General features: G+C 38.6%; 18 protein-coding genes and 1 pseudogene. 2 read left to right on the forward strand and 17 right to left on the reverse strand.

Annotated elements, in window-relative coordinates; genetic code table 11:
- Positions 1–400: 400 nt before the first annotated feature.
- From G576_RS14060 to G576_RS0109500, 17 genes and pseudogenes are all read right to left on the reverse strand, one after another.
- On the reverse strand, positions 401–535 hold the full coding sequence (locus tag G576_RS14060) for a hypothetical protein (protein ID WP_281168653.1): 135 nt from the start codon (positions 533–535) through the stop codon (positions 401–403).
- 195 nt (positions 536–730) lie between these two features.
- The gene (locus tag G576_RS0109410; protein WP_027974387.1) at positions 731–1,150 is read right to left on the reverse strand and encodes a DUF1492 domain-containing protein; all 420 of its coding nucleotides are present in this window, start codon (positions 1,148–1,150) and stop codon (positions 731–733) included.
- 135 nt (positions 1,151–1,285) lie between these two features.
- Positions 1,286–1,537, reverse strand: coding sequence for a hypothetical protein (locus G576_RS0109420; protein ID WP_027974388.1), 252 nt, complete (start codon positions 1,535–1,537; stop codon positions 1,286–1,288).
- Positions 1,527–1,898 carry a hypothetical protein gene (locus G576_RS0109425; RefSeq protein WP_051178092.1) on the reverse strand — a complete coding sequence of 124 codons (372 nt, stop codon included), beginning with the start codon at positions 1,896–1,898 and terminating at the stop codon, positions 1,527–1,529. Before G576_RS0109425 ends, G576_RS0109420 begins: the two co-directional genes overlap by 11 nt.
- A gap of 10 nt (positions 1,899–1,908) precedes the next feature.
- Positions 1,909–2,478, reverse strand: coding sequence for a hypothetical protein (locus tag G576_RS0109430; protein ID WP_027974390.1), 570 nt, complete (start codon positions 2,476–2,478; stop codon positions 1,909–1,911).
- Between the two features lie 13 nt (positions 2,479–2,491).
- Positions 2,492–2,572 (reverse strand): annotated as a pseudogene (locus tag G576_RS13620) (DUF4355 domain-containing protein); the annotation flags it as partial.
- Positions 2,573–2,726: 154 nt separating this feature from the next.
- Positions 2,727–2,825, reverse strand: coding sequence for a DUF2292 domain-containing protein (locus G576_RS13380; protein WP_245563032.1), 99 nt, complete (start codon positions 2,823–2,825; stop codon positions 2,727–2,729).
- A gap of 91 nt (positions 2,826–2,916) precedes the next feature.
- Positions 2,917–3,357, reverse strand: coding sequence for a hypothetical protein (locus G576_RS0109445; RefSeq protein WP_027974392.1), 441 nt, complete (start codon positions 3,355–3,357; stop codon positions 2,917–2,919).
- Between the two features lie 16 nt (positions 3,358–3,373).
- Positions 3,374–3,547 (reverse strand): sporulation protein Cse60, encoded by a 174-nt coding sequence (locus G576_RS13625; RefSeq protein WP_156875134.1) that lies wholly within the window; start codon positions 3,545–3,547, stop codon positions 3,374–3,376.
- Between the two features lie 297 nt (positions 3,548–3,844).
- Entirely contained in the window at positions 3,845–5,473 is a 1,629-nt protein-coding gene (locus G576_RS0109455; RefSeq protein WP_051178094.1) for a DNA primase family protein, read from the reverse strand.
- Positions 5,474–5,501: 28 nt separating this feature from the next.
- On the reverse strand, positions 5,502–6,362 hold the full coding sequence (locus tag G576_RS0109460) for a primase alpha helix C-terminal domain-containing protein (protein ID WP_027974394.1): 861 nt from the start codon (positions 6,360–6,362) through the stop codon (positions 5,502–5,504).
- Positions 6,363–6,584: 222 nt separating this feature from the next.
- On the reverse strand, positions 6,585–6,866 hold the full coding sequence (locus G576_RS0109475; protein WP_027974395.1) for a hypothetical protein: 282 nt from the start codon (positions 6,864–6,866) through the stop codon (positions 6,585–6,587).
- Positions 6,859–7,191: a hypothetical protein gene (locus G576_RS0109480; protein WP_027974396.1), complete on the reverse strand. Its 333-nt coding sequence runs from the start codon at positions 7,189–7,191 to the stop codon at positions 6,859–6,861. Before G576_RS0109480 ends, G576_RS0109475 begins: the two co-directional genes overlap by 8 nt.
- A gap of 207 nt (positions 7,192–7,398) precedes the next feature.
- Complete coding sequence (locus G576_RS12685; RefSeq protein WP_037618885.1) at positions 7,399–7,593, reverse strand: hypothetical protein; 195 nt, start codon at positions 7,591–7,593, stop codon at positions 7,399–7,401.
- Positions 7,594–7,910: 317 nt separating this feature from the next.
- Complete coding sequence (locus G576_RS0109490) at positions 7,911–8,318, reverse strand: hypothetical protein (protein ID WP_027974397.1); 408 nt, start codon at positions 8,316–8,318, stop codon at positions 7,911–7,913.
- A gap of 14 nt (positions 8,319–8,332) precedes the next feature.
- The gene (locus G576_RS0109495) at positions 8,333–8,530 is read right to left on the reverse strand and encodes a helix-turn-helix domain-containing protein (protein ID WP_027974398.1); all 198 of its coding nucleotides are present in this window, start codon (positions 8,528–8,530) and stop codon (positions 8,333–8,335) included.
- A gap of 15 nt (positions 8,531–8,545) precedes the next feature.
- Positions 8,546–8,746: a helix-turn-helix transcriptional regulator gene (locus tag G576_RS0109500; protein ID WP_027974399.1), complete on the reverse strand. Its 201-nt coding sequence runs from the start codon at positions 8,744–8,746 to the stop codon at positions 8,546–8,548.
- Between the two features lie 210 nt (positions 8,747–8,956).
- On the opposite strand from G576_RS0109500, the gene G576_RS13390 reads away from it, so the two are divergent.
- Both G576_RS13390 and G576_RS0109510 read left to right on the forward strand, forming a co-directional pair.
- On the forward strand, positions 8,957–9,517 hold the full coding sequence (locus tag G576_RS13390) for a helix-turn-helix domain-containing protein (protein ID WP_083960008.1): 561 nt from the start codon (positions 8,957–8,959) through the stop codon (positions 9,515–9,517).
- Positions 9,518–9,963: 446 nt separating this feature from the next.
- Positions 9,964–11,109 (forward strand): tyrosine-type recombinase/integrase, encoded by a 1,146-nt coding sequence (locus G576_RS0109510; protein WP_027974400.1) that lies wholly within the window; start codon positions 9,964–9,966, stop codon positions 11,107–11,109.
- Positions 11,110–11,210: the final 101 nt, after the last annotated feature.

The following is an 11,210-nucleotide window of genomic DNA, read 5'->3' on the forward strand; positions in this document are numbered from 1 at the left end:
AAAAGGTGAACAAATGATAATAGGCACATCAGAAAAATGCTGAAAAACCTTGAGTTTTCGGGTGTTTTTATACTCAAATGGTAAAATATGACCTTCACAGCTCCTGTGTTCGTTATAATTCCTTAGAATGCCGAAAACCTTGTTATTATCCCATTTTTTCAAAATCATATCCCTTTGGGTTTTCTTAGACTATCTTAGAAAGTCCACAAAAAGGGGAACAAAAAAAGACCTAAAATAGGTCATTAACTTATGAGTTCAGCAGGCAAGAACTAGCGTAGTCATCAGCTACGCTTTTTTTGATTGTCTTGGGATTGCTGTTAGGTCTATTATAACATGGTGTCACGCGCGTGATGGTCTTTTTTACAAAAAAAGCACTTAGATTTCTCTAGGTGCTTAATATTTACGCCACTTCACTCTCTTTTAGCAAAAGTTCAAAAAACCTTGTTTGCTCTTCTGGTGTAAAAACATCACGACCGTCCAAGTGCCACGTTCTCTCTCTAAGACTTTGTAATTCCTGACGTTCTTTTTCAGTCAATCCGCTCACCTCATTTCAACTTATATCTTATACCGTAATTATATAACTTCTTGAAAAGTTTTTCAAATCCTCTAATATTGGCTGATTTTGTAGGAATACGCGTATGCTATGGACTTACTGTATCCCATTGAGTTTTACTGTGTTTGTTAGGTTTTAGAGTTTTGTTACCCTATATTAGAAAGTTTAGTTTTCTTTCTATGTTTTAGATAATAAGTCAGCGAGCTCAGCAAGTGCTAACTTCAAATATCTAAAAAATGTTGTCTTACTAACATTCATTATCTCCCCTGCCTCCAAATCCACTTTTTGTTGGATATAGTAAAGGTTTAAAGCTAGACGGTACTTAGGATTTCTTAGTGTGTCAATCATCCTAATCAGCTCCAGGCGCTCCTTAGTTAGCCTGTCAATTCTGTTTGTTATGTCCTCTTTAATTGCTAGCTGGGCAACTAACTGACTTTCAGAACTGTTTGCCCTGCTAGTCTGTACCCTGGTTTGTGTAAGTGTTGTCTGTTTGAATAGCCCGGTTTCCAAATATTGAAGTTCCAGGTAAAGCTGGCTGATCTCTTTATCAATCCACCTAATACCCTCTAGCCTATGCTTTAACTCCTCTATGGTCATTATTCCCCTCTTATGGTAAATAAATTTGTTGAAACTTCTTACCCTGCGTGCCTCTTTGTTTTATTTTTTGAATAATAGTCCAATGACTGTTGCATTATAAATTTGTAACTTGTGGAAATGACTTCCCACGCACTATTAATCATCCCACTCTCCAAAACATAAATTTATTATTTGGCTATCTTCAGAAAGCCCTAGGTTATTCAAAAATTTTTCAGCATCTTCAACTGTTTCAAACTTCCTTACTTTCACCGGGTCATTGCTACCATTCTTTTTATACTGTACTTGAATAACACCGTTAGGATTCATGATCATTACAAAATAGTTAGATTGTTGTTCTGCAATTTCTTCAAGCCTAGCGATATTTTTCTTTAAACTTTTAAGACTCATCTAATAGCTTAGCCTCCAATACTTCTAGCTGTTCGACAATCTCCACCGTCTCAACAGCCTTGTAAGCTGTTGTAAGAATTGTTTGGGCTGACTGTACCCTAGCGTAAGGGCTAGCGGTCTCGTCTTCCATGATATCGGTAAGTACCTTGACCGCTTTTATACTAGCAACTTGTAATAGGGCTGTCGCTTCTTTTAATTGCTCGCTCCTGCGTTCACGATATACACGCTTAAAGGTTGCATTTTTCAGATACTCGTAAGCCCTACCTCTGCTTATATTAGCAAGTTCAGACGCCTTGGTTACATTACCAGTTAAAAGCAAGTTGGTCAAAAAATTTTCTTGCCGTTTGTTTAACTTTTCCAACGCCCCCTCCTTATCTTAATTTTGCAATCTCACTAAAATCTAGTGGTGGAAAAATTGATTGTACACCACTATCAGTGAAAATCTCACCGGTAGCAAACTTTTCTAATGAATACTTAGGTATCAAGAAAGCTCCATCTACTTCCATCTCTTCAGGTAAGTAGTTCTCAGATTTACCAATAATTTCATAAATAGCTGATATAATCTTGCCTTTTTCCCCTTGGCGCTTACGATACAGTTCTTTTATTTTGTCAAGATGTTCATTGATTTCTTGATCTATCTTTTGAGAATTATTAAAATTCTTCTCACGATAACACTGTATTGCATCTTTTAAATCATAGTAAAGTTTTGTTGAATTTTTTAGCATGTCTAACTCTTTTTCTACTCGATTTTTTTCTTGATTATAAATCGCTAAAGTATGAGTTTTTTCAGCATTTTTTGCCAATTCTTGAATATTTGCAACATCTTCACTAATATCGATTTTTTTAATTGCTTCCTGTATTTCACCTAAGTAACTTTCTTTTTCCTTGATTTCTTTGGAAAGATTTTTAATAATTTCAAGTCCTTCTTTGAATTCTGCCATGATATAACCCCTTTTAAAATAAATCTCTATTTTCTGCAATGAGTTTCATACGCTCATTATCGTCTTCCACGGCCATAATTTCAGCTTTAGTTATACGTTTTGGCGAGGTTCTTTCCTCTATCCCCGCCCGCTTGATTAATTCATCAATATAGTTATTATCAATCATTTCTTCCTCCAGTAACAATAAAGAGGCATGACAAAATAGAATAGATTCCATTTATGTCATACCTCTGTTTTTCAGTTAGTATTTAATAATGTTTTCGTTCCGTCGTTTCGGTTGCTACGATTTTACCATCGTTTACAATAAGTTCAATCGTTCCAAACTTTGGAATTTCTAACATCTTCATTATACCATTTTTATCCCTAAAATACACAAAATTCTCTATAAAATCCATTAAATCCCCCTTGATTTGTCATTTTTTGTTTTTCAGTTCTGTTTTATTCTTTGGATAATAGCCCGCTGACTGCCATATCTCGGATAAACTGTTTTTCAGTATCTGCTGGTAGCTCTAGCAGGTCTAGCAATTCTCCTAATGCCTGTTTATCTGTACTAGCAATAACTTTCTTTAGGATTGTTTCGTATTGCTGTTCTAGATAGTCGCAAAATGCCAATCTTTGAGTTTGTGTCGGTGTAGCATTCAAAGCCATATAACAAGCTTCAGTTATCTGTGAGAATAGTTTAGCACGCGCTTCTGGGTGCTTATACAGTTCATAAATGTTCAGACTGGTATCCTCTTCCTGTAACTTTTTAGCTATCTCCAGTAACTTGGGAATATCATCAGCTTCTACGGGGGTATCATCAGCCATATAAGCCAATCGGTGTTGTTCAAGTTCTAATCGGTCTTTTTCTGCTTGTTCTAAATAATCATTGTTTGTCATGTTGTTTGTCTCCGTTTTATTTGTATAGGATCAGTAACCCTAGCGTTGTAGTCATGGCTTCATAGTCGCCACTAGTTGCCTCTGTATATTTCACGTCAATAACTTCAACGTCTGCCATAAAGTCGTTAACCTGGTTTTCAAATTCCTCCAGGCTTTGCTTATGTTTCTGATAAAATAGCTTGATTTTCATTGTTTTACCTCCGATTTATCACGTTTTTTTAAAATTTATCACGTTATTTTTTGAAAACGTGATAAATTAAAATCCAGTAGTACCAAGGGTTTAGGTCTTATTTATCACATTTATCACGTTATATACATTAAAAATAAAATCTATATATAGGATATTCAAAGGTTGCTCTCTATAATATCTATATACGGGAAATTTTATTTTTTTCGTGTTAAACGTGATAAACGAGTAAAACCCTTGATATGACTGGGTTTATTTCTATCACGTTTAGTTTTCCCTTGGTGATAAACGTGATAAATTTTATTTTTTCTTTCTCCGTTTATGTTCTGGCCAATGGTTATAGTACCCACGTTCATTCTTCGGTTTTTTGCGCCTCTCGGGGTCCTGCCTACCGTTGAAATAAGTGTTACTTGCAAAGGGTGGTAAATCTTCTTTTGGATAGAAACCTACGTGAATTTGCCTCCCAGCGGGTATCATTTTCATGCCTGCTTCAAATCCTTCCGGAAGATTATTTTTAATTTCTCGATGCAACCCTCTCTCAGACTTGGACAGCTTCACGTCATAATAGCTCAGATAATCTTTCCAAACATGGTAGACGTAACTGTTAGGTATGAACTCACTATTAAGATTATCAGTGAAAAATATAGAAACAAAATCAATGACGGGGTTCATGTCCTTGTGGTGTTCCTCTAGTATTTCAATAGACTTCTTAGGGTTAATGTCAGCGATAGGCGTTTCAATCGCCAACTTTACCAAATATTCTAGAACTTCCCTGCGATTGATATAATCGTCTTTTATTGCTTTATTAGGTTTTCCTTTGAACACTTTTGTAAAAGGCAAAATCCTAAAACGTCGGTCAATGGCTGACTTATCCCCGTTCATTCGTGGTAACCCGTTGGAAGACTGCACAACCGTCATATTAAGGCGGATACTGTAAGGACGTTTCCCTTTATCCTCTATGGTCATGATGTCACCCGTTGCCAAGCTAAACATATCCGACGTGTCTTTGATAACAGCGTCCTTCTGTACGTCATCACCGATAACAAGGGACTTACCCAGTAAGATAGAGGTTGAAAAGCGACTGTTTGCAAGTCCTGTTATTTTCAAGCTAGCCACGTTCTCCATACCAACCAAGTTTATAAGCAACTGCTGAAACGTTCCTTTTCCTGTTCCACCTTCACCGAAAAGCCAAAAGATTTTATGTAATGATTGGCCAGTGATACTTGCCTTTATAATTTGGATCGCAAGGTTATAAAGTTCCTCGTCACCGTCAAATAGCTCCCGTAGCCACGTTGTAGGTTTCCAACCTGTTACAGTTGGTTCTTTTGCCTTTGGATTGTATCCGGTCTTAATCTTCCTTGTAACTGTTATATCGGGTGTGAGTTCTTCAAAAATTCCTGTTTGAGCATTATAAAGCTGTTTCCCAATCACCGTATAATCACTTTGAATTTCTTTCATCTGACTTTGTCTAGCAATCTTATAAAGGGTGTCAAAGGCCTGTTTTTCCGTAGCATTTGGAAAAATAACAGAAACCAAATCTTGTAACAGTTCATTGTCTTCCAACCAAATACCAAAGTCGGGATTATAGAAGTATAGCGGGGCTTTTTGTCCCTGGGCTTCTGGCTTAATTCTAATAAAACGGATATGTTTTTTTAGCATAATAGCCACGCCTAGCGGTGTTTTAGGAAGGACTTTCTCACTCGCTTCCTCTCCTTTTTGTCGTGCTAGTTCTTCATGCTGCTCTTGAGTTATCTTACCACTTTTAACATTTTCCAGATGTTTACTGTCGGCCATAACTTCATCATAGGCAATCTTGAAAGCTTCGTCTTTCATATCTTGGCACTCTTTAATCAGTTGCCCCCTAATGCCTTTGAAAGTCTTAAAATGCTTGTCCTCGCTTTCACGTTCTAACATGATTTCACTTTCCATGCTTTTTAGTTGTTCAAGTTCTATTGTCCTATCCTCTCTTTCTGTATTCTGCCCGTGCGATACTTTCAAAAGTACGGTCTAACTCGTCAATCGGCAACGGGTTAGGTGTCTGTTCGTTTGCGATTGTCACAAGTTCGTAAGCTGTTTCTAGGTCTGCATCTACCCACTTATTAAACAGCAACCCTACAAAGCGGGTGACTGCCACATTCCTACCGCCTTCATCTCCAAAGCCATTGAAAAGCGTGTCTATAACCCGCATAGTGATCGAACGGTGTCCGCTAGGTCGTGGGGTGTAAGTAGTAGTTACAGCCTTTTTTGTCGGCTGTTTATCCAATACCGCTTGAATAGGGTAATCGCTCCCCCTGTGGATAATTTTCTGATATTCTTCTGGATCTCCAGTCGCCACGGGTAAACCCTGTAATTGTGACCATGTAAGACTAGCAACGTCAAAGGGTAGCCCGATTTTATCCGCTATCTCTTGGACTGTTGCCCTGTAGGTCGTTTCTTTCATCTTGTGACTAGGCTTCACTACAAGCCTGTAACGGGGCTTTTTAGCCGTGTGTTTGATTGTCGGGTAAATGATATAGGAGTAGTCAGAAAGTGCCTCAGAAACGATTCTGGGAAAGTCTGCACATGCTTCTAGCTCGTCATAGTCCAAGAAAATCAAATCGCGATAGACCAGACTGGAGTTGTTTCGTCTGTGAGTGCCTTTCTTATCTGCTGTGACTTTGCCACTGATACAGTAGGGGGCTTGTGTGCGTTTGAATTGCTCAATGTCCACCCCTTCAGGTACTTTCATTGGCTTAAATTGTGCGATATACTCAAACGGCTCTAGCCTATCAAACGGATAGACTAGATTATTCTGAAAGCCTCTAGCCTCGTAAATCATTTTCTAACCGCTCCAGTCGCTCTTCCAGCTCGTCAACTCGGTTTTGTAGTTCAATGACAAGGTTTTCTAACTCGCCTGTGTAAAATTCGTTCATGTTATTTTCTCCGTTTCTTTTTGAGTTTCTTCAGTCGTTGCAGCTCCTTGTTTTGCTCAAGGGTTGGACGTCTGTCTTTCGCTATTTTAATATCGTGATAATGTCCGCCACCTTGTGCGGGGTGTACGCTATACCTTGCCATTATCCACCCCCAAAAAGATTAAAATATCATGGATTTTATAAAACACCTTCCTGGTATCCTCAAGCGGGGGCTGATACCGTCTTAGCCCTGCCTGCTCCCAACGTTTCAAGGTCTTATCCTTTATGTCTAGTTCATCTTTAACCTGTTGAGCTGTGATTAGCCCTAACAGTCTTGGTGGGGTTTGCTCACGCGCCTCTAAGTAACTTCCTACCAGCTCCAGCACTCCCTGGGTTAGATCCTGTTCACTTTCTTTACTTAGGCTAAACATTCATATCAGCCCCTTTCAGTAATTTCTTATAGCTTTCCAGGTCTGCTTTAATCAGCACATCTAGGCGCTTACCTTCTGTGTCATATTGGGCCTTCAGTTCTCGGATACCTTCCAGGCGCTCGGTGTCATTAGCTGGGATATAGTAGCCACTAACTAGCCCACGTTTGGCCACAATTGGGACACCATGTTTTACGATAAGGCGGTGGACGTTCTCCCTTAGCGTTCTGATGTCAATGCCTACTAACTTAGCAATGTACCTCCCTGCACGTGGATTACCAGCACCTACAGGGATCAATCGCAAAATCCTTAATTCTAAATCTGTCATTCAATCCCCCTAATTGTAATGTTTGTTAGAGAGCCAAATATATGCACCATAGCGCTCTTTAACGTAGTCCTTGGGTGTTTCTGTTGGTTTGGTGTCTGAAATGTTGCTAGGCTTGTCATATCGCCATAATAGGACGAGAATAACTAAGCATACTATAATCACAATAATACCTTGTGTTGGTGTTAGGTTTAGTTCATTTTGCATGTCTTACCTCGCTTGGTAGTCTTTAATAAAATCTAACTGTTCATCTCTAGTCATTGCTAGAAAAGTATTGACCTCATCGGATGTCAGTTTCTTATCTACAAAATCACTGACCATTTGAAATAGATTCGGTGATTTTTCTTTGATCTCCGCTATAAGCTCGTTAAATTCTTCTGGTGTCATATCTTTAATTTTTTCCATGCTATGCCTCGATTTTTTTATTTTTCTGTGTAATTGCCTACGCTGTTGCGCGTGCTTGTTCTGTTTTAATGCTATTCTTTACTATACAAGATTGACCGACTGCTAAACGCTGGGATAAAATCCCCAAGTTGGCGGACGCTTAATCAGTCGGGGCTAGTTTTAAGGGATAGCGCCCTGCGTATGGATATGATATAATGGATATATCAATAAATTACTAAAATCCCTTTAATAACGGCTTGCCTGCCTTATTATTGTGATTTAGTTGATAGTGAAAGGCTTGGAAGTTTGGTCGCTCTCAAAGCCTTTTTTTGTTGTCTTTAAGCATGGATTTCTTGTAATTCCTTGAAATAATAATCAGGTATTTCATCCATGGCTACCTGCTGCAACTGAATAGCTTTCAATCGGTTGCTATCGCTTGCCGTTGGCTTGTTGATAATCTCAGACGTTGCCAAAACTTGCCTATAATATTCTTCAAGCTTAAGCCTACGCCCTGCGTTTACTTCTTCAGTGTGCGCTTTTTTATTACGTAAGAGTTCAAAGGTTTCAAGTTCGCCATCTTTCAAAGTGTAATCAAGCGCCCCACGATAACGCCAACCATTAAGCCTTAGCTTAATGTCTTTTTCTGACCAGTCGGGCAACGCCTCGCTTAATAACTCTAAGCTCATTGTTCCCGTCTCTTCTAAAATTCTGTGCAATACCTCTTGGGTGAATGGTGTTTTTGCCATTGTGTGCCTCCTTTCTAATCTTCTGGTGTCAATAGTTCATCAATCGTCACGCCTAAATAGTTTGCGACTTTTTGAAGTACTGTAATATCTGGCTTTTTGGTACGTTCGTAGTACAAAGCCGTCAAAGTACTTTTTGAAATGCCTGTAGCCTCTGCAACGTGTGAAACTTTCTCACGACGTTTGGCTAGCAATACACGCATGTTGTTCTTCATGATCTTGGCTCCTTTCTAACTGTAAAATAGTTCATCAATGGTGATGTCTGGTTTGATTTCTCTGACCTGCTCACGAATGATTAAGCGTTCACGGTCAGTAAATGGGGTCTTGCCTGTTTCTTTGTTGTTGTATGACTGCAAAGAAATCTCAAGCTTGTCCGCCATATTCTTCTGGGTCAGCCCCAACATAACCCGATATCCTTTGAGTTTGCTCATGCCATTCTCCTTTCTTTGAAAAATTCCCCTCCATAGATTGAAAGTGTGAAAGGTTGTGGAGGAGTTGCAAAAATTCTGCAATCCGTTTTTGCAAGATTGATTATAATGCAAAGTTTCTGCAATGTCAACCCCTTGTTTTAAAAAAATCGCAATTTTTTTGCAATCTTTGTAAATCGGTGTTATAATCACATTTGAAAGGTTGTGAAATTTATGAATAGATTGAAAGAATTAAGGCAAGAAAAAAAGCTAACTCAACAAGAGGTAGCTGATATTGCTAAAGTTTCAAAAAGAACTTACATATATTGGGAAAATGGAGAAAGCCAAATCAAACCAGACAAAGCCCAGGCACTCGCTGACCATTTTGGTGTACCTGTCGGGTATTTGTTGGGGTTTACAGACTGGTCTGAAACTTTTCAAGAAAAAGAATTTTTAGATCCTGATGACATTGTAAAGATTGGTTTCGATAAACTAATTCTTCATTCTCGTTATACTGATAAAGATGACTTTATGAAGTCACTGGTTAATGCAAACTGGCTTACTGAAGTTTTCGCTGTTCCGTTCGCATTTGCTGAAAGTGAAGAGGAAAAAACAGCTATAAAGGATACTGCAAGTTATAGCTTTGTTAAATATATAAAAAATCTCTCAACCGCTTTATATTACTTGAATGATTATGAAGTCGAATTGTTAACTAGAGTTGTTTTTTTATCACAAAAAGATAGGGAGCAAATCCTAAATATTGTTAAAACGTTCACACCACTTAATGAAGAATGAAAACATTTGACAACTGAATAAAGGGGTGCTATACTGATGGTGTTAACAAACGTGGTAAGAATGTTAGCACGGTATCAAAAAAGCCCCCAACGGTCGCAACGTTGAGGGTTTTTCTTTTGCCCCTGGGGCTACTTTCTGCGATTGTTCAGCCAATATTCAAACAGTACTGTTAGAATACCAACCAACAATGGCAGAAAAAACGTGGTAAGTATGATTTCTGCCACGGTATCACCTCCCTTCAGTAAAATCCGGGGGCTTGTCTATCATATCAGAATACTGCTCACGTTGTCAAACGCTCCAAAATCGCCTGTATTCGCTTTTAGCTCTCTTCTGGTATATTTACCCTACCCACCAAAAACAAACGAAAATAGGGCTATTCTCGTAACGCTCAGCATGATATAAAACCTTTACGGCTTGCCTGCTGATGTTTAGAAAGGTTTATCATCATGAAAATCAATGAAATCAAAAAGAAAAACGGTACTATCGTTTACCGTGCCAATGTTTACTTAGGTACTGATCAAGTAACAGGTAAGAAAGTAAAAACCAACGTCACGGGTAGGACTAAAAAAGAGGTTAAGCAAAAAGCCAAGGAAGCTGAAATAGAATTTAAAGCTAATGGCTCCACACGTTTTCAAGAAACCAATATTAAAACATTCAAGGAATTATCTGACCTTTGGCTCAGCAATTATAAACTAACGGTAAAGCCCCAGTCTTATCGCTATACCGTCTCACTACTCAATAACCATATTTGGCCAAAATTGGGGAGCATGAAACCCCACAAAATAACTACAGTCTATCTTCAAGCGTTCATCAATGACTTAGCGCCTAAATTGGTTCATTTTAGCACCGTCCACTCTGTGGTCACTAGAATTATGCAGTTTGGGGTTATTCTCCAGCTATTGCCATTTAATCCAGCTAGGGAAGTCATGCTACCTAAAGAACAAAAAGAGACTAGGGAGCGTGTGAAATTCATTGACAACACGGACTTAAGAAAACTGCTTGATCATATGGATATGCTATCCCAGCAAGAATATAAGTATTATTTTGATAGCGTGCTTTATAAGCTCTTACTTGCCACTGGGTGCCGTTTTGGGGAAATTGTTGCCCTTGATTGGTCTGATATTGACCTAGACAATAAAACTATCAGCATAAGTAAAAGTTACAACCGCCTAGTTGACCTGGTAGGAACACCAAAGAGTAAAGCAGGGATTAGAGTTATCAGCATCGACAACAAAACCGTCTTAATGCTCAAGCAATACCAGGGACGGCAACGGTTAACCTTTTTAGATATTGGGGAAAAAGCGCCCTCGGTGGTCTTTGCTACTCCAGTTAGAATTTATCAAAGCATGCAGATCATGCAGCAAAGACTTACTAAACGCTGCGAAGAGATAGGTATTACTTACTTTACCTTCCACGCCTTCCGCCACACTCACGCTAGTTTATTGCTTAATGCTGGTATCAGTTATAAAGAATTACAATACCGCCTAGGTCATTCTCAATTATCAATGACCATGGACATCTATAGCCATCTATCCAAAGATAAAGAAAAAGAAGCGGTTAGATACTTTGAAAAAGCCCTTGAAAGTCTTTAGTCCACAAAAAGGTGAACAAATGATAATAGGCACATCAGAAAAATGCTGAAAAACCTTGAGTTTTCGGGTGTTTTTATACTCAAATGGTAAAATATGACCTT

This window comes from Streptococcus porci DSM 23759 (assembly GCF_000423765.1).
Taxonomy (GTDB): domain Bacteria; phylum Bacillota; class Bacilli; order Lactobacillales; family Streptococcaceae; genus Streptococcus; species Streptococcus porci.